Origin of the sequence: Thauera sp., from assembly GCF_035444905.1 — a bacterium.
Classification (GTDB): Bacteria; Pseudomonadota; Gammaproteobacteria; order Burkholderiales; family Rhodocyclaceae; genus Thauera.
Genome location: NZ_DAOMPS010000023.1, coordinates 16,396 through 34,878, shown reverse-complemented (window position 1 = coordinate 34,878; position 18,483 = coordinate 16,396). Strand labels below are relative to the sequence as shown.

General features: G+C 67.0%; 14 protein-coding genes. 4 read left to right on the top strand and 10 right to left on the bottom strand.

Annotated elements, in window-relative coordinates:
- Positions 1–87: 87 nt before the first annotated feature.
- The 3 genes from PLC66_RS11800 to PLC66_RS11790 all read left to right on the top strand — a co-directional run bounded on the left by PLC66_RS11800 (position 88) and on the right by PLC66_RS11790 (position 2,300).
- Positions 88–1,011, top strand: coding sequence for a TPM domain-containing protein (locus PLC66_RS11800; protein ID WP_503012199.1), 924 nt, complete (start codon positions 88–90; stop codon positions 1,009–1,011).
- Positions 1,012–1,566, top strand: coding sequence for a TPM domain-containing protein (locus PLC66_RS11795; RefSeq protein WP_503012198.1), 555 nt, complete (start codon positions 1,012–1,014; stop codon positions 1,564–1,566). It begins immediately after the preceding gene.
- A 227-nt stretch (positions 1,567–1,793) separates the two neighbouring features.
- Positions 1,794–2,300 carry a phasin family protein gene (locus PLC66_RS11790; RefSeq protein ID WP_324540587.1) on the top strand — a complete coding sequence of 169 codons (507 nt, stop codon included), beginning with the start codon at positions 1,794–1,796 and terminating at the stop codon, positions 2,298–2,300.
- A 78-nt stretch (positions 2,301–2,378) separates the two neighbouring features.
- Here the strand turns inward: PLC66_RS11790 and moaE are convergent, their stop codons facing one another.
- The 5 genes from moaE to yoaA are packed head-to-tail and all read right to left on the bottom strand — an operon-like array spanning position 2,379 to position 6,936.
- Entirely contained in the window at positions 2,379–2,912 is a 534-nt protein-coding gene (moaE, locus tag PLC66_RS11785) for a molybdopterin synthase catalytic subunit MoaE (protein WP_324540585.1), read from the bottom strand.
- A gap of 3 nt (positions 2,913–2,915) precedes the next feature.
- Positions 2,916–3,176 carry a molybdopterin converting factor subunit 1 gene (moaD, locus tag PLC66_RS11780; protein ID WP_324540651.1) on the bottom strand — a complete coding sequence of 87 codons (261 nt, stop codon included), beginning with the start codon at positions 3,174–3,176 and terminating at the stop codon, positions 2,916–2,918.
- A 32-nt stretch (positions 3,177–3,208) separates the two neighbouring features.
- Positions 3,209–4,414 carry a molybdopterin molybdotransferase MoeA gene (locus PLC66_RS11775; protein WP_324540583.1) on the bottom strand — a complete coding sequence of 402 codons (1,206 nt, stop codon included), beginning with the start codon at positions 4,412–4,414 and terminating at the stop codon, positions 3,209–3,211.
- Complete coding sequence (gene mobB / locus PLC66_RS11770) at positions 4,411–4,917, bottom strand: molybdopterin-guanine dinucleotide biosynthesis protein B (RefSeq protein WP_503012197.1); 507 nt, start codon at positions 4,915–4,917, stop codon at positions 4,411–4,413. The genes PLC66_RS11775 and mobB overlap by 4 nt, the downstream gene beginning before the upstream one ends.
- 57 nt (positions 4,918–4,974) lie before the next feature.
- Positions 4,975–6,936, bottom strand: coding sequence for a DNA repair helicase YoaA (gene yoaA, locus PLC66_RS11765; RefSeq protein WP_324540581.1), 1,962 nt, complete (start codon positions 6,934–6,936; stop codon positions 4,975–4,977).
- Positions 6,937–7,124: 188 nt separating this feature from the next.
- On the opposite strand from yoaA, the gene PLC66_RS11760 reads away from it, so the two are divergent.
- The gene (locus tag PLC66_RS11760) at positions 7,125–9,152 is read left to right on the top strand and encodes a PhoX family protein (protein WP_324540579.1); all 2,028 of its coding nucleotides are present in this window, start codon (positions 7,125–7,127) and stop codon (positions 9,150–9,152) included.
- Between the two features lie 112 nt (positions 9,153–9,264).
- Here the strand turns inward: PLC66_RS11760 and PLC66_RS11755 are convergent, their stop codons facing one another.
- The 5 genes from PLC66_RS11755 to PLC66_RS11735 form a co-directional block, all read right to left on the bottom strand.
- On the bottom strand, positions 9,265–11,511 hold the full coding sequence (locus PLC66_RS11755) for a mechanosensitive ion channel domain-containing protein (RefSeq protein WP_324540577.1): 2,247 nt from the start codon (positions 11,509–11,511) through the stop codon (positions 9,265–9,267).
- Positions 11,512–11,678: 167 nt separating this feature from the next.
- Complete coding sequence (gene zapE, locus PLC66_RS11750) at positions 11,679–12,791, bottom strand: cell division protein ZapE (RefSeq protein WP_324540575.1); 1,113 nt, start codon at positions 12,789–12,791, stop codon at positions 11,679–11,681.
- An 89-nt stretch (positions 12,792–12,880) separates the two neighbouring features.
- A complete protein-coding gene (lpdA, locus tag PLC66_RS11745) occupies positions 12,881–14,305 on the bottom strand; it encodes a dihydrolipoyl dehydrogenase (RefSeq protein WP_324540573.1) in 1,425 nt (474 codons plus the stop codon).
- 86 nt (positions 14,306–14,391) lie between these two features.
- Positions 14,392–15,582 carry a 2-oxoglutarate dehydrogenase complex dihydrolipoyllysine-residue succinyltransferase gene (gene odhB, locus PLC66_RS11740; RefSeq protein ID WP_324540571.1) on the bottom strand — a complete coding sequence of 397 codons (1,191 nt, stop codon included), beginning with the start codon at positions 15,580–15,582 and terminating at the stop codon, positions 14,392–14,394.
- 23 nt (positions 15,583–15,605) lie between these two features.
- Positions 15,606–18,458 carry a 2-oxoglutarate dehydrogenase E1 component gene (locus tag PLC66_RS11735; RefSeq protein WP_324540569.1) on the bottom strand — a complete coding sequence of 951 codons (2,853 nt, stop codon included), beginning with the start codon at positions 18,456–18,458 and terminating at the stop codon, positions 15,606–15,608.
- Positions 18,459–18,483: the final 25 nt, after the last annotated feature.

Sequence of the window (18,483 nt, the reverse complement as noted above, 5' to 3'; positions counted from 1 at the left end):
GCGGTGAACGCGTTGTCCGCAGGCCTCACGGTGGCGCTGCTGCCCGCGTCACCTGCTGCGCCCCACCCTGCCGGCGTGTCGGCACCCTTGACCGCGGCGCGGCGGCGCGGCGCCGGCTGGTATCGGCTGCTGGTGCTGTTGCTGCTACCCGCACTGGCGCTGCTGGTCCAGGCGGCGGCCCTGGCGCAGAACCTGCAGCCGGTGCCGGAACTGCAGGCGCGGGTGATCGACCGCAGCGCGACCCTGGATGCGAGCCAACTGCGCGCACTCGAGGCCAAACTCGCCGCCTTCGAGGCCGAGCGCGGCAGCCAGATCGTTGTCCTGCTGCTGCCGACCACCGCGCCCGAGGACATCGCAGCCTATGCATGGCGAGTGGCCGACGCCTGGAAGATCGGCCGCCGCGAGATCGGCGACGGCATCGTGCTCATCGTTGCCAAGGACGACCGCAAGGTGCGCATCGAGGTCGCGCGGGCACTCGAAGGTGCCGTTCCCGACCTCGCGGCCTACCGCATCATCGATCGCCTGATCACCCCGGCTTTTCGCGCCGGCGATTTTGCCGGCGGGCTCGATGCCGGTGTCGAGGGCCTGATGGCCCTGATCCGGGGGGAGGATCTGCCACTGCCTGCCCGCCAGGACACAGGCGGCGACTTCGCCTTCGAGGATCTCGCCGCCTTCCTCTTCGTCGCCGTGCCGGTGCTGGGTTCCATCCTGATCGGCGTGCTCGGGCGCAAGCTCGGCGCCATCGCCACCGGTGGTGCCATCGGCGTGGTCGCCAAGCTCATCACCGGCAGTCTGGTGCTGGCGGGCATCGCCGGCGTCATTGCCGCGGTGCTTGCGCTGGTGCTCGCCACCGGCGCCGGTGGCCGTGGCGGCGGTAGCGGGGGCTTTCATCGCGGCAGCGGCCCGGTGATCTGGGGCGGTGGCCGGGGCGGCGGCGGGCGCAGCGGCGGAGGCTTTCGCTCGGGCGGTGGCGGCAGTTTCGGTGGTGGCGGCGCCTCGGGGGGCTGGTAGATGACCATCCTGAGCCTGGAAGCCCTCAGCCGCCTCGCCCGCCACCTCTGGCTGGACGCCGACGACGCCTTCCGCGCACTCGGCGAGGACGGCCTCGACCGCCTCGAACAACGTGTGGGCGCGAGCGAGCGAAGCCACAGCGGACAGATCTGCCTGTGCGTCGAGGCGAGCCTGCCGCTGCGCTACCTGTGGCGCAACCTGCGTCACGGCGAGCCCATCGCCGACATCGTCCGCGACCGCGCCATCACCGTCTTTGGCAAGCAGCGCGTGTGGGACACCGAATACAACAATGGGGTGCTGATCTACGTTCAGCTCGCCGAGCACCTGATCGAGATCGTCGCCGACCGCGGCCTCGCGCGCCACGTCGATGCTGCGCACTGGCGCGCGATCGTCGAGCCGCTCGGCGCCGCCTGCCGCGCGGGGCGACTGGAGTCCGGCCTCGAGGCGGCGATCGACGCCGTGGGCCACGAACTCGAGACCTGGTTCCCGCGGCACGCTGCCGATGCCCCCGGCGACCCGGACCGGGATCTCGACAACCGCGCCCGTATCCGGTGACGCCGCCCGCCATCGGCGCATTGTTCCCGCGACGCAACACGGACGCCCTGTTTCGCCCCTTTGTCTTTGCCCGCAACCGATGCCGCCGCGCGCCTGTGCTATTGTGCCGGCTGAGGCGCAGGGATACGGCGCAGTCGGCTGGTCGAATTCAGGATCGGTACGGGCTTGCGCAATGGACGCCTCGCCACCTTCGAATCAATCCAATATCGCGCGAGTGGAGATTGCTTATGGCTACCAAACAAGACCAGTTCAACGAACTTCAAAAGAAGAACCTCGAGGCCGCCATGCGTCTGGCCCAGATGTCGATCGAGAACTCGCAGCGCATCATGGAAATCCAGGTCAATACCGCCAAGCGCCTGTTCGAGGAAGGCGTCGAGAACGCCAAGGCGCTGTCGACCGTGAAGGACCCGAAGGGCATGATGGAACTGCGCGCGCAGTACGCGCAGAGCACGACCGAGAAGATGCTCGCGTGCGCCCGTGAGATCGCCGAGATCTCCGCGACCACGCAGGCCGAGTTCGGCAAGCTCGTGGGCGAGCAGCTCACCAGCGGCAGCACCGACATGTTCGAAGCGATGCAGAAGATGTTCAAGGGCATGCCGATCTCGGACCAGAACGCCCTCGGCGCGATGCAGACGGCGATGGACACGACTCGCGCCGCCTTCGAGCAGATGACCCGCGCCTCGACCGAAGCCTTCCAGGCCTTCACCCAGCAGGGCGGCAAGGGCCGCAAGTAAGCAGCCCGGCTCGGGCCACACCCGATCTGTAGAAACGGCGCCGCAAGGCGCCGTTTTCGTTACCGAGTGCGCACCGTCTCAGCGTCGCTGCTCGACCTCGTCCCAGCTCTCCTCGATACCCTTGTCCGTGCCGAGAGCGCCCTGCTCCGCCCCCTCCCAACGCGCCGCGGCCGAGTCATCGGCCTCGCGTGCATCGACCCAGCGCGCCCCCTGCGGCGTCTCCTCCCGCTTCCAGAATGGCGCACGCGTCTTGAGGTAGTCCATGATGAATTCGCAGGCCGCGAACGCATCACCGCGGTGAGCACTCGCGATGCCGACGAACACGATGCGATCGGTCGGCTCGAGCCGCCCATAGCGATGAATGACGCGCACCCCCAGCACCGACCAGCGACGGCGCGCGTCGGCGACGATGTCCTCGAGGGCACGCTCGGTCATGCCCGGATAATGCTCCAGGGTCATTGCCGACACGCCGCTGCCGTCGTTGATGTCACGCACCAGACCGACGAAGCTGGCCACGGCACCGACATCACGCCGCTCCTCGCCAAGACCCGCGATCTCGGCACCGACGTCGAAGTCTGCCTCCTGCACGCTCACTTCACTGGGCGCACTCATGACTCAGCCTCCGGTCACCGGTGGGAAGAATGCCACTTCGTCGCCGGCCGCAATCGCAGCCTCGAGGCCCGCCATGCGCTGATTCACCGCCGCCCGCAGGTTGCGGCCGCTCGCCATTGCCTGCCAGGCCTCGCCGCGGGCGGCCAGGTGGGCGCGCAGTGCACCGACCGTATCGACGCCGGCGGGCAGGGCCAGCTCCTCGCCAGACGCGCCGAGGGCTTCGCGCAGGCTGGCAAAATACAGAACCTTCACCTTCATCGTCATGTTCATCGTCTCGCTCGTCCGTGGGGACTCGTTCAATGCAGCAGTTCGCCGTAGGGCAGGAAGCGGACCGGCTCGCCGCGGGCGATCGCAGTGGCGGCCGGAATATCGACCAGGCCGTTGGCCCACACCGTGGAATTGAGGGCGGCCGAGCCCTGGTTGGCGAAGAGCTCGACGCCCCCCTGCGCATTCATGCGCGCGCGCAGGAATTCGCGGCGGCGGTCCGGTTTCGGCCAGTCGAAATCGGCCCGCAGCATCAGCGCGGTCGGCGCCACCTCGCGCACACCCTGGGTCGCGAGCAGGAAGGGACGCACCATCATGAGGAAGGTCACGAAGCTCGACACCGGATTGCCGGGCAGCCCGATGAAGGCCGCGCCATGCACGTTGCCGTAGGCCAGCGGCTTGCCCGGCTTCATCGCGATCTTCCACATGTCGAGGCTGCCCTCGGCCTCGACCGCGGGCTTGACGTGATCCTCCTCGCCCACCGACACGCCGCCGCTGGTGAGGATCAGGTCGTGTCCCTGCGCGGCGCGGCGCAGCACCTCGCGGGTGGCGTCCAGGCGGTCGGGCACGATGCCGAAGTCCTCGATCTCGCAGCCCAGCTCGGCAAGCAGGCCGCGCAGCATGAAACGGTTGGAGTTGTAGATGGCGCCCGGCGGCAGTGGCTCGCCCGGCATCACGAGTTCGGACCCGGTGGAGAACATCGCCACCTTCACCCTTCTCAATACCGGCAATTGCGCCAGACCGATCGATGCTGCCAGCGCCACCGCCTGCGGGCTCAGGCGCATGCCGGCCGGCAGCACGAGTTCGCCCACCGCCATGTCCTCGCCCCTGCGGCGCACGGCTTCACCGACCTGGGGGATGGTGTTGACGATGACGTGTTCGCCATCGTGCTCGCACAGCTCCTGCATCACCACGGCGTCGGCACCCGGCGGCAGCGCTGCCCCGGTGAAGATGCGCGCGGCGGTGCCGGGGGCCAGGTCGTGCCCCACGCTGCCGGCCGGGATGCGCTGGCTCACCGGCAATCGGGTGCCAGCCGCCGGCACGTCTGCGGCACGCAGCGCGTAGCCATCCATGCCGGAGTTGTCCATTGGCGGCTGGTTGATCGAGGAGTGCTGGGCGACGGCGAGGACGCGACCGGTGGCGAACATCGCGTCCACCTGCTCGATCTCGCGCACCGGGCGGACGAAACCCAGCAGCTTCTCGTAGGCCTCATCGAAGGAGAGCATGTTGGCGTTCATTGAATCTTCAGGTAGTCGAGGATGAACTCGGCGATGCGCGCCGGCTCGTTGAGCGGCAGGCGCGGCAGCGGGCAGTCGAGATCCGCTGGGTCGGCGGCATCGGTCGCGACCGCAACCACGTGCGGGTTCTCCGGCCACAGCGGCGACTTGCCGTGTGCAGGGCGGTGGATCTCGATCTTGGGCACGGCCGCGGCCTTGTAGCCTTCGATCAGCACCAGGTCGCAGGGTTCGAGCAGGCGCAGCTGCGCGTCCAGCGTGGGCTCGGGCGCGCCACGCAGCTCGTGCATCAGCGCCCAGCGCTCGTTGGACAGCATCAGGACCTGGGTAGCACCGGCCTCGCGGTGGCGCCAGGAGTCCTTGCCGGGCTTGTCGAGGTCGAAGCCGTGGTGGGCGTGCTTGATCACCGACACCCGCAGCCCGCGCCGGGTGAACTCGGGAATGAGCTTTTCCACCAGGGTGGTCTTGCCGGAGCCGGACCAGCCGGCGAAACCGAAAACGTTCATCGAGAAGCCGCAGTCGGGGTCGGGTTGCGTGACCCGAGAGGATACAACAGACGGGCCTCAGTCGCCCTGTCGCGGCGGCGGCAGCCGCTCGAGGAAGGCCACCGCGTCGGCCTCCATCCGGGTGCGCCGCATCGGCGGCAGGCTGCGCCACACCACCTTGCCGTAGGACTTCTCGATCATGCGCGGATCGCACACGCACAGCACGCCACGATCGCGCTCGGTACGGATCAGGCGCCCCGCGCCCTGCTTCATGTTGATCACGGTCTTGGGCAGCTGGTGGTGCACGAAGGGGCTCAGGCCCTGCTTCTGCATGTGTTCGACGCGCGCGGCCAGCACCGGGTCGTCCGGCGGCGCGAAGGGCAGCTTGTCGATCACCACCAGCGACAGCGCATCGCCCGGCACGTCCACGCCCTCCCAGAAGCTCTGACTCGCCACCAGCACCGCATTGCCCAGGCGCCGAAAGCGCTCGAGCAATTCGGTCCGCGAGCCCTCGCCCTGCAGCAGCACCGGCAGCGTATCGCCGCCCTGCTGCAGTCCGTCGACGATGAGCTCGTGGATGCGGCGCATCGCGCGTAGCGAGGTGCATAGCACGAAGGCACGCCCGCGCGAGGCGCGGATCAACGGTAGCGCGACGCGGGCGACGCGCTCGGTGTAGTCGGGCGCGTTGGGCTCGGGCATGCCGGCAGGCGCGTACAGCAGCGCCTGCTCGGCGTAATCGAAGGGACTGCCCCACACCGCAGTGAGCGGCGGCGGATCCATCCACGCCAGGCCCAGCTCGCGGCAATAGTGGCCGAAATCGGCCTTGCCCACGGCCAGCGTGGCGGAAGTGAACACCCACGCGCGCGGGTGCCCCTCGAGCTGGCGCTTGAACACATCCGACACATGCAGCGGGGTCGCATTCAGTGCCAGCGACTGGGTAAAGACCTCCACCCAGCGAATCAGCTCCTTCGCTTCCGGGTTGCGCCAGTTCGCCAGCCGTTCGGTCATTTCCTCGGTGCGACGCAGGCAGTTGGCAAGCCCTTCGGAGCGCTCGGCCTGGGTGTCGAGCACGGCCTGGAAGTCGGCCAGCGCCTTCTCGAGCGCGTCGACCATGGCATCGAAGCCCTCACGCTCAGCCGCCTGAGCAGCGGACAGGCGCGCCGACTCGGTGCCGAACACCAGGCGCAGGTCGCGCGCGGCTTTTTCCAGGTTGCGCGTCTGATCGATCATCGCCACGCAGTCGCGCGCCGCGGCCACGGTCTCGGAGCGCGTGTCGCGCGCCAGCTCCAGCACCTGGGCGGTGGATACGCTGTCGCCGAAGAACAGGCTCGCCGTCTCCGGCAGCTGGTGCGCCTCGTCGAAGATCACCGCGTTGCAGGCCGGCAGCAGCTCGCCCATGCCCTCGTCACGCAGCATCACGTCGGCGAAGAACAGGTGGTGATTGACCACCACCACGTCGGCCTCCATCGCGTTGCGCCGTGCCTGCATCACGAAGCATTCGTCCTTGTGCGGACAGTCCTGGCCGAGGCAGTTGTCGCGCGTCGACGTGGCGGCGGTCCAGGCCAGCGAGTCCTCGCGCACGTCGGTGCATTCGGCCTTGTCGCCGGTCTGCGTGAGCTGGGCGAAGCGGCCGATGGCGCGCAGGTCGGCGGCATCCTGCGCGGTCAGGAAGCGGCCGTCGCGGGCGTTGCGCTCGAGGTGGTAGTGGCAGACGTAGTTGGCGCGCCCCTTGAGCAGCGCGATCGACACCGGCACCTTGAGCGCTGCACGCACGGTGGGCAGGTCGCGGTTGAAGAGCTGGTCCTGCAAGGTCTTGGTGCCGGTGGAGATGATGACCTTGCCACCGCCCAGCAGCGCCGGCACCAGGTAGGCGAAGGTCTTGCCGGTGCCGGTGCCGGCCTCGGCCACCAGCACCCGGTTGTCGCGCAAAGCCTCGGCGATCTTCTGCGCCATCTCGATCTGCTGCGGACGGGCGCGAAAACCGGGGATCGCGGCGGCGAGCGGGCCGTCGGCGGCGAAGATCGGGGTGGGGTCGGACATCGACACTGAAGGCACTTGGAAACCCGGGAGTATAGCGCCCGCCGCCCAGACCGCCGCAACCGGCGATCATTCCTTTGTCCTGAACTTTCAGGCGCCTGCGAGACATCTTCATATCACGGTCACGGGACTGACATACGCACTCGCGAGAATCCGGCTTCCTTTCAGTAACCCGATCCGTGGAGCCCGTAATGAGTCAGTTCGACCTCGACGACCTGCCCAGCAACCTTTCCGACAACGAGCACTTCCAGAACGTCGTGGAGCGCGTGGTGTCGCGCCGCGGCTTCCTGAAGAGCGGTCTCGGTCTCGGTGCCGCCGCCTTCCTCGCGGCGCCGCTCGCCGCGCAGGCCGCCCAGAAAGCGCATCAGCACATGGGCGCCGGCTATGGCAACAATGGGCCGCGCAAGACGCCGAAGATCGGCTTTGCCCCGGTGGCGGCCTCGCGTGGCGACGCCATCGTCGTTCCGCCAGGCTACAGCGCGCAGATCTTCGCGGCCTGGGGTGATGCGCTGTTCGCCGACTCGCCGCGGTGGAAGCCGGATGGCAGCAACAGCGGCGCCGATCAGGCCCGCCAGATCGGCGACAACCATGACGGCATGCACTTCTTCCCGATTCACGGCAAGTCGAGCAAGGAAGGCCTGCTGGTGATGAACCACGAGTACACCAACTACGAGTACCTGTTCGGTGCCGAGTTCATGGAACCGTGGACGGCCGACAAGGTGTTGAAGGCGCAGAACGCGCATGGCGCCGCGGTCATCCACATCCGCCAGCACCGGAACAGGTGGGAGATCGTCCTCAATTCGAAGTACAACCGCCGCATCACCGGCAACACGCCGATGCGGATCAGCGGCCCGGCCGCCGGCCATGCGCTGATGCGGACCAAGGCCGACCCCACCGGCACCCGTGTGCTCGGCACCCTGAACAACTGCGCCAACGGCTTCACGCCCTGGGGCACCTATCTCACCTGTGAAGAGAACTTCAACGGCTACTTCGGCACCACCAGCGGGGTGGATGGACGCGACGCGTCGATGCGCCGCTACGGCATCAGCGCGCGCGGCACGGGCTACCGCTGGGAAGAGTTCGACGAGCGCTTCGACTACGCGAAGGAGCCCAACGAGTCGAACCGCTTCGGCTGGGTGGTGGAGATAGACCCCTTCGACCCGACCTCGATGCCGGTCAAGCGCACCGCGCTCGGTCGCTTCAAGCACGAGAACTGTGCCTACGCCTTCACGCCCGATCGCCGCGTCGTGGTGTACATGGGCGACGACCAGGTCAACGACTACATCTACAAGTTCGTTTCCGACGGCCGCTTCGTGCCGGGCAAGGACGCCGCCAATCGCCGCCTGCTCGATAGCGGCAAGCTCTATGTGGCCAAGTTCGGCAACGGCGCGACCGCGGGCGACTTCATGGGTACCGGCGAGTGGGTACTGCTCGACAAGCAGGCGAACCCGGTGCTGGCCGCCGACGCCAGCTTTGCCGACCAGGCCGAGGTGCTGATCAAGACGCGCCAGGCCGCCGACGCCGTGGGTGCGACCAAGATGGACCGCCCGGAATGGATCGCCGTGCATCCGGCGACCAACGAGGTCTATTGCGCGCTCACCAACAACAGCGGCCGCAGCGCCGCCCAGGTTGACGACGCCAACCCGCGTGCAGCGAACCGTTTCGGACAGATCGTGCGCTGGCGCGAGGCTGGCAACGACGCCGCCGCGATGCGCTTCGAGTGGGACCTGTTCGTGATCGCCGGCAACCCGAACGTGTACGCGCCGGGCGACCTCAACGCCGGCTCGTCGGCCATCAACAGCGCTAACACCTTCAACAGCCCCGATGGCATCGGCTTCGACGCCGATGGCCGCCTGTGGATCCAGACCGACGGCAACTTCAGCGACACCGGGGTCTATGCCGGCCAGGGCAACAACCAGATGCTGTGCGCCAACCCGGAAACCGGTGAGATCCGCCGCTTCCTGGTCGGCCCGGCAGGCTGCGAAATCACCGGCCTGACCTTCACCCCGGACGGCAAGACGATGTTCATCAACGTCCAGCACCCGGGCGAGGTGGGCAGCCATCCCAACCGCCCCACGCCGCCGGCCGGGGTATCGATGGATGACTTCATCGCCGCCAACCCGCTCGCTTTCAGCCGCTGGCCGGATGCCGCCGGTGGCCGCCCGCGCTCGGCGACCGTCGTCATCACCAAGGACGACGGCGGCGTGATCGGCACCTGAGCCCGGCGACACGCAGCGCGGCCTGCGCGTTCCCGTTGGGGGTCCGCGCAGGCCGCGCCGGCCGTGAAACCACCGAGCCCGCCCCTGCCTCCCGGCCGCGGCAGGCTCGGTTTCATCGTGCGGTGCTCAGGTCCATCGGCGCCTCGACCGCCAGCGCCTGCGCCACCTTGCCGCCACCGGCGTCGAGCAGCCTCAGGTTGGCCGGCGGCGCCTTGCCCTGCTTGTCCTCGCCGAAGTAGAGCGTCATGTGGGGGAAGGGAATCTCTATACCGGCCGCATCGAAGTGGCGCTTCACCAGACGGTTGTAGGCCCGACCGATCGGGAACTGCGACCCGGCGACGGCCTTGATGCGCACCCGGATGTTCACCGAGCTGTCGGCAAGCGCCGTCACGCCGTGGACCTCGAGCTCTTCGCTGAGGATGAGCCCCTGATAGGCCGGATCCTGCCGCAGATCGTCGAATGCGGCGCGCAGGTGCACGATCGCCTCGTCCGTGTCCTCACGATAGCCAATGCCGTACTCGCCGACGTGATAGCCGAAATCGCGGTTGAAGTTCGCCACCGTATCGACCGAGGAAAAAGGGATCAGGTGGTAGGTGCCGGACAGGTCGCGCAAACCCAGCGAACGGATCGTCAGGCGTTCGACCGTACCGGTCACGCCGCCCGCGCTCACCACGTCGCCGACGTTGATCGCGCGTTCCAGCTGGATGAAGACACCGGTGATGACGTCCTGCACCAGCTTCTGCGCGCCAAAACCGATCGCCAGGCCAAGTACGCCAGCACCGGCCAGCAGCGGTGCAATGTTGATGCCGATCTCGGCCAGCACGACCATCACCGTGAGCACCAGCAGCGCGATCGCCACCGCATTGCGGAAGATGGTCAGCAAGGTGCGCGCCCGCGCATTGGACTCGCCGCCACCATTCGGGCTCAGCCTGAACTCGATCCAGCTCGCGACCACCAGCCAGACCGTCAGCGCAAGGATGATGATCAGGGTCACCGACAGCGCACGGCCGAGCAGCTGGGTGCCGGTGTCGGACGTCAGCCAGGCACCGAGATCGAACACCGTCCACGCATCCACGATGACAGCGACGACGACGGCAAGGATGGTGAAGCGGGCAATCTTGAGCGCCGTCGGCACGTAGGCATTGAGCCGCTCCTCAAGCAGCGGAAACTTTGCCCGCAGTTCGTCACCGACCTTGATCCGGCGCAGGATCACCGTGGTCAGCAGCGCGGCGAGCGCAATGCCGATCACCACCGCCACCAGCGTCTGCACCGTGGCGGCGACCATGAAGGGTAGCGCCTGCTCCGGGTACAGGATCGCCGTCACCAGGATCGCGGCCAGGTAGACGATCGCAATGAAGTGCCAGATGCGGCCGCCGATGCCGAGACTGACCCGCGCAAAGGGCGACTGCATGCGCTCGGCAAGGGACTCGAAGCCCGCGCGCACCCGGTTGCGGTTCTGCATCACGATCACGCCTGCCTTGAGCAGGGCGGTCAGCAGGATCACGATCGCGACCGCGCGACCGAATTCGGGGGTCAGGTAGTGGTTGATCGCCGGCACCAGCAGCAACAAGCCGTAGCCGACGAAGAACACCAGGCGCGACGCCCACAGGAACCAGTAGGCCGCCTCCTCGCCCCCGAACGGCAGCAGGCGCAGATGCTCGCCGTGACGCGCCAGCACGAGGCGAAGCAGCGCACGCACCGACTCGACGAGCAGGAAGGCGTTGAGGAACAGGGAGTCCTGCATGCGGATCGTGCCGAACTCGCCGAGCACGAACAGCGCAATGCCATAACCGGCCAGCCAGGTGAGCGCAATCGTGGCCAGATCGCTGACACCGGCCGCCAGCACGGCAACGAGGCGACGCCCCCAGGCCAGCGCCAAGCTTTCGCCACCGGTGGCAAGGCGATCGAGGGTGCGATGGATGAAACGCGCGCCCAGGGACAGCATGCGGAAGATGAAGAGGGTTGCGACGATGAGCGCCGCGAACTCGCCGAGCTCCCACAGCAAGTCGGCGGCATCGGCCGTCGCCAGCCGCGTCCAGGACGCGCCGAGTGCATTGAAGGCGGACGAGGTCTCATGCACCGTGCCCTGGGCGATGCTCTGCGTGAAAGTGGCGATGCGACCGCCCAGGGTCTCGGCAGGCGGCTCGGGGGCGAGCGCAGCGGCTGCCTGCTCGTCCCCCACCTGCCGCAGTTGCTCGATCAGCGCGGCACGCGCCGCATCATCCTCGAGGAGGTCGGCCAGGCGCTGGTGCCCGGCTCGATCGGGGTTCGACTGGGTCGCGAGCGCCGCGGTCGGCGCCAGCGCGAGGAGGGTCAGGGCAAGGACGCAAGACAGAATGGCCGTGATCTTGTTCTTCAAACAGGGCTCCTTGTTGTCGGTCGGGGGAGTTGCGCCCGCAGGCAGGATGGAGCAACCGTACCTCAGTCATGCCAGTCCAGTCGCGCACCTGCAGGAAGGCCGGGATTTATATTTGCGCAATTGTAACATGCCTCCAGCAACCCCCTTCCGCCCCGCCCGGAGCCTCGCTAGTCGGTGCGGTGAGCCTCCGCCAGATAGTCCCGCGTGCGCATCTCGATGAGGCGGCTGACCGTGCGCACGAACTCGTGGGCGTTCTGCCCCTCGGTGTAGAGCTCATAGGCCGGTACTTCGGCGCTCATGATGAGCTTCACCCGGAAGTCGTAGAGCACGTCGATCAGCCAGGTGAAGCGCCTGGCCTCGGCCGCATTGCCGACGAGCATCCTGGGCACGTTCGACAGGATGAGCGTGTGGTGCTCGCGTGCGATCTCGAGGTAATCGTTCTGCGAGCGGGCACCACGGCACAAGGTGTCGAAATCGAACCAGATCACGCCCAGCGCCTTGCGGATCACCGGCAGGCGGCGCTCGAGCACCACGATCTCACCCCCCTCGCCCTCGCCACCGGCGAGACGGACGAAATCGTCCTTCAGCTTGCGCTCGGCAACGGCATCGTGCGGCACGAGGTAGATCTCGAGTGTTTCCAGCGTGCGCAGCCGATAATCCGTGCCATCGTCGACCTCGATGACGTCGAAGCGCTTCTTCATGAACTCGATCGTGGGCAGGAAGTTCACCCGCATCAAGCCGTTCGGATAGAGCCCGTCGGGCGGGTAGTTCGAGGTCATCACGAAGATCACCCCGCGCGCGAACAAGGCCTCGAGCAGGCGGCCGAGGATCATCGCGTCGGCGATGTCCGACACATGGAACTCGTCGAAGCACAGCAGCCGCGACTCGGCGGCGATGCGATCGGCCACCTTCTGCAGTGGGTCGGGTTCATTGTTGTGCAGCCGGAGGTCGTTCTGCACCTCCTGCATGAAGGCGTGAAAATGGACGCGACGCTTGCGCTGGTAGGGCACGGCATCAAAGAAGCAGTCCATCAGAAAGCTCTTGCCCCGCCCGACCCCGCCCCAGAAATAGACGCTGCGTGGCATCGCCGGACGCGCGAACATCTTGCGCAGTCTGGTCCGACGGGCGGCCTTGAACCCCAGAAGCTCGGTGTAGAGCCTTTGCAGGCGGGTCGCGGCGGCGCGCTGGGCGGGGTCGGACGAATAGCCGCGGGCCTTGAGTTCGGCCTCGTAGGCCTCGAGCATGCCGTGCTCGGCCACGTTCAGGATGCGATGGGGCATGGTGGATGGTTCGGGCGAGGTTGACGGAAAAGGGGTGAGTGGCGAGGGAAGCCCCTCGCACCTCACCCCGGGCACTGCGTCGATAGCGATCAGAAGTGCAGCGGGCGCTTGTCGCAGGCCAGTGCAGCTTCATGCACCACTTCCGACAGCGTCGGGTGGGCATGGCAGATGCGCGCCAAGTCTTCGGAGCAGCCGGCGAACTCCATCGCCACCACCGCTTCGGAGATCAGTTCCGAGGCATTGGCGCCGATGATGTGCACGCCGAGGATGCGATCGGTCGCGGCATCGGCCAGCATCTTGACGAAACCGCTCGAGTCGCCCATGCCGAGCGCGCGACCGTTGGCCAGGAAGGGGATCTTGCCGACCTTGTAGGCCACGCCTGCTGCTTTCAGCTGCTGCTCGGTCTTGCCGACCCAGGCGATCTCCGGGCTGGTGTAGATGACCCAGGGCACGGTGTCGAAGTTGCAGTGACCGGCCTGGCCCGCCATCAATTCGGCGACCATCACCGCCTCTTCCATCGCCTTGTGCGCCAGCATCGGGCCGCGCACCACGTCGCCCACCGCCCACACGCCGGGCAGGTTGGTGCGGCAGTGCTCATCGACTTCGATCATGCCGCGCTCGGTGATCTTGAGGCCGACGGCATCCGGGTTCAGCCCTTCGGTGTTGGGCACACGACCGACGGACACGATCAGGCGGTCGGCTTCGAGCTTCTGCTCGGCGCCGTCCTTGTCCTTGTAGGCGACGGTCACGCCCTTCTTGCCGACCTTGACTTCGCCGATCTGCACGCCGAGGTTGATCTTGAGGCCCTGCTTGGTGAAGAGCTTGAGCGCCTCCTTGGCCACGTCCTGGTCGGCCGCAGCGAGAAAGTCCGGCATGGCCTCGAGCACGGTCACTTCCGAACCCACGCGGCGCCACACCGACCCCATCTCGAGGCCGATGACGCCGGCGCCGATCACGGCAAGCTTCTTGGGCACCGCGTCGATATCGAGCGCGCCGACGTTGTCGCAGACGATCTTGTTGTCGACCGGGATGCCCGGCAGGTGGCGCGGCGACGAACCGGTGGCGACGATGACCTGCTTGGCGATGACAAGCTCGTCACCCACATTCACATGCCAGCCTGCGTCACCCTTGCCGACGAAGGCGCCGTGGCCATTGAGCAAGGTGACTTTGTTCTTCTTGAACAGGCCCTTGATGCCACCGGTGAGCTGGTCGACGATGCCGCTCTTGCGCGCAATCATCTTGGCCACGTCGATCTTCGGGGTGCCGACGCTGATGCCCTGGCTCTCGAAGCTGTGGCCGGCCTCCTCGAACAGGTGCGAGGTGTGCAGCAGCGCCTTGGAGGGGATGCAGCCGACGTTCAGGCAGGTGCCGCCGAGGCGCGGCTCGCCCTTGGGGTCGGCATAGGGGTTGGATTCGCAGCACGCGGTCTTGAAGCCGAGTTGCGCCGCACGGATGGCCGCGACATAGCCGCCGGGGCCGCCGCCGATGACGAGGACGTCAAATTCTTTGGACATTCATCTCTCCCTACCGAAAAACGGGGCGCTGTCCCACCGCGCGGGCCTCGAGACCCTGCGGCGTGACGCGCCCCTGTGTGTTGTGATCAGACGTCGAGGATCAGGCGGGCCGGATCTTCCAGCGCTTCCTTCATCGTCACCAGGCCGAGCACCGCCTCGCGACCATCGATGATGCGGTGATCGTAGGACATGGCCAGGTAGTTGATCGGGCGGATCACGATCTGGCCGTTCTCGACCACGGCGCGATCCTTCGTGGCATGGATGCCGAGGATGGCCGACTGCGGCGGGTTGATGATCGGGGTCGACATCATCGAGCCGAACACGCCACCGTTGGAGATCGAGAAGGTGCCACCCGACAGGTCGTCGAGCGACAGCTTGCCGTCCTTGGCCTTCTGGCCGAACTCGGCGATCTTCAGTTCGATCTCGGCGATCGACATCGATTCGGCGTTGCGCAGGATCGGCACCACCAGGCCGCGCGGCGAACCGACCGCGATGCCGATGTCGATGTAGCCGTGGTAGACGATGTCGTTGCCGTCGACCGAGGCGTTCAGGATCGGGAACTTCTTCAGCGCGGCCACCGCGGCCTTGACGAAGAAGCCCATGAAGCCAAGGCGCACGCCGTGGGCCTTCTCGAACTTGTCGCCGTACTGCTTGCGCAGGGCCATCACCGGCGCCATGTTGACCTCGTTGAAGGTGGTCAGGATGGCGTTCTCGTTCTTCGACTGGATCAGGCGCTCGGCGATGCGGGCGCGCAGACGGGTCATCGGCACGCGCTCTTCCGGACGGTCGCCAACGGCGGCGATCACGGCCGGGGCCGGTGCAGCGGCGGCAGCCCTGGGCTGGGCGGCGACGGCGTCTTCCTTGGTGACGCGACCACCACGGCCGGAGCCGGCGACATCAGCGGCGGCGATGCCCTTCTCGTCGAGGATCTTGCGCGCGGCCGGGCTGGCTGCACCGCCGGCCGACGCCGGGGAGGCCGGCGGCGGGGTCACCGCCTGCACCGGCGCGGCGGCCGGCGCTGCGGCGCCCGCGGCCTTGGCCTCGGTATCGATCTGGGCGATCAGCTCACCCGAGGTCACGGTGTCACCGTTCTGCTTGATGATCTTCACCAGCACGCCATCGGCCGGTGCCGGCGTCTCGAGCACGACCTTGTCGGTCTCGATGTCGATCAGGTTCTCGTCGCGCGAGACGGCATCGCCCTCCTTCTTGTGCCAGGACACGAGGGTCGCTTCGGACACGGACTCCGAAAGCTGCGGTACTTTGACTTCGATCAGCATGAATCTTTCTCCCTAGGTTCTTTTCAGTTCGGGGACTGCGGCGTCGTGTCCTGGATCGGACCGAAAGCGTTTTCGATGACTTCTTTCTGCTGCTGGTTGTGCTTGGCGTAGTAGCCGACAGCCGGCGAGGCCGCCGCCGGGCGGCTGACCAGCAGCAGCTTGCGCTTGGTGCCGAGCACGTTGACCAGGTGCTGGCGCGAGGCGAGCCAGTACCAGGCACCCTGGTTGCGCGGCTCCTCCTGGCACCAGACCACTTCCTTGGCGTTGGGGAACTGCTCGATCGCCTTCGCGAACGCATCCGCCGGGAAGGGATAGAGCTGCTCCACGCGCACCAGGGCGGTGTCGGTGATCTTGTTCTCGCGCCGGTGCGCCAGCAGTTCGTAGTAGATCTTGCCCTGGCACAACACCACCCGCTTGACCTTCTTCGGGTCCAGCTTCTCGACCTCGGGGATCACCGTCTGGAAGCGGCCATTGGCCAGTTCCTCGATGGAGGAGATCGCCTCCTTGTGGCGCAGCAGCGACTTCGGCGTGATGATGATCAACGGCTTGCGCAGGCGGCGCACCATCTGGCGGCGCAGCAGGTGGAAGATCTGGGCCGGCGTGGTCGGCACGCAGATCTGCCAGTTGTGCTCGGCCGCCATGTTCATGAAGCGCTCGGGACGGGCCGAGGAGTGCTCCGGCCCCTGCCCTTCGTAGCCGTGCGGCAGCATCATCACCAGGCCCGACAGGCGGCCCCACTTGGCCTCGCCCGAGCTGATGAACTGGTCGATCACCACCTGGGCGCCGTTGACGAAGTCGCCGAACTGCGCCTCCCACACCACGAGCTCGTTCGGCTCGGCGGTGGAGTAGCCGTATTCGAAGGCGAGCAGCGCTTCTTCCGACAGCACCGAGTCATAGCACTGGAACGGCGCCTGGCCGTCCTGGATGTGCTCGAGCGGCTTGTAGGTGCCCTCGTCCCAGCGCTCGCGCTTCTGGTCGTGCAGCGCGGCGTGGCGGTGGAAGAAGGTGCCCCGGTTGACGTCCTCGCCCGAGATGCGCACGCCATAGCCCTGAGCGACCAGGCTCGCGTAGGCAAGGTTCTCGCCCATGCCCCAGTCGAGCGGCAGTTCGCCGCGTGCCATCGCGGCACGATCGTCGATGATCTTCTTGACGCGCGAGTGCAGCGAGAAGCCCTCCGGCACCGTGCTCAGGCGCTCGCCCAGGCGCTTGACTTCCTGCGCCGGGATGGCGGTCTCGGCCTCGTCGGTGTAGGGCTGCTTGAGGTAGGGGGTCCAGTCTACCGCATGCTGGCGGTTGTGCCCGGACAGCACCGGGTTGTACAGCAGCTCGCCACGATCGAGGTGCTCGCGGTACTCGGCGATCATCTTCTCGGGCTCGTCGGCGGTGATGCTGCCCTCGGCGACCAGGCGGTCGGCGTAGAGCTTGCGGGTGCCCGGGTGCTTCTGGATGCTGCGATACATCAGAGGCTGGGTCACCATCGGCTCGTCCTGCTCGTTGTGGCCGAGCTTGCGGAAGCAGATGATGTCGACGACGACGTCCTTCTTGAACTCCTGGCGGAACTCGATCGCCAGCGCGGTGACGAAGGCCACGGCCTCGGGATCGTCGCCGTTCACATGGAAGATCGGCGCCTCGACCATCTTGAAGATGTCGGTGCAGTACAGCGAGGAGCGGTAGTCGCGCGGATCGGAAGTGGTGAAGCCGATCTGGTTGTTGATGACGATGTGCATCGTCCCGCCCGTGCCGTAGCCGCGGGTCTGGGAGAAGTTCAGCATCTCCTGGTTGACGCCCTGGCCGGCGACGGCGGCGTCACCGTGGATCAGCACCGGCAACACCTCGCGCTTGTCGACGTCGCCGCGGCGCACCTGGCGCGCGTACACCGAGCCCGCCACCACCGGGTTGATGATCTCGAGGTGCGAGGGGTTGAAGGCGAGCGTGAGGTGCATCGGGCCGCCCGGGGTCATGACGTCGCTGGAGAAGCCCATGTGGTACTTGACGTCGCCCGCGGTGAGGTCGGCTGCAGCCTTGCCCTCGAACTCCGAGAACAGCATCGAGGGCGACTTGCCCAGGGTGTTGACGAGCACGTTGAGGCGACCGCGGTGGGCCATGCCGATCACCGTCTCGGCCACGCCCAGGCCACCGGCGACGCGGATGATCTCGTCCATGGCCACGATCGCGGTCTCGCCGCCTTCGAGCGAGAAGCGCTTCTGGCCGACGTACTTGGTGTGGAGGTAGCGCTCGAGCGTCTCGGCCGCGGTGGTGCGCTCGAGGATGCGCTTCTTCATCTCGACGGAGAACTTCGGCGTCCCGCGCACGCTCTCCAGACGGCTCTGGATCCAGCGCTTCTGCGCGATGTCCGTCAGGTACATGTACTCGGCGCCGATCGAGCCGCAGTAGGTCTGGCGCAGCGCCTCGAGGATCTCGCGCAGGCTGGCGTGCTCGGTCGAGAAGCCATGGAAGGAGCCGACGTTGAAGCTCTTCGACAGGTCGGCCTCGGTGAAGCCATAGTAGGAGGGCTCGAGCTCGGCGATCTGCGGCCGTTCGGTACGCTTGAGCGGGTCGAGGTTCGCCCAGCGGTTACCGAGAAAGCGGTAGGCGTTGATCAGCTGCAGCACCGATACCTGCTGCTTGTCTTCGCCACCGGCGGCGACCACGGTACGCACCGGGCCACGCTTGGCCATCTGCTCGAAGGCCGCGATGATCGGGCCGTGGGCGACGTCACGCGACGCGGCCCCGACCTGGTTCTGCAGCTTGTCGAAATACTCGCGCCATTCTTCGGACACCGAACCCGGGTCGGCAAGGTAATTTTCGTATTGTTCTTCGATGAACGGCGCGTTGGAGCCGAACAAATGCGAAGTCTGTTCGAGTTGCTTCATCATGATGCAGGCCACCTGTTGTGTTCTG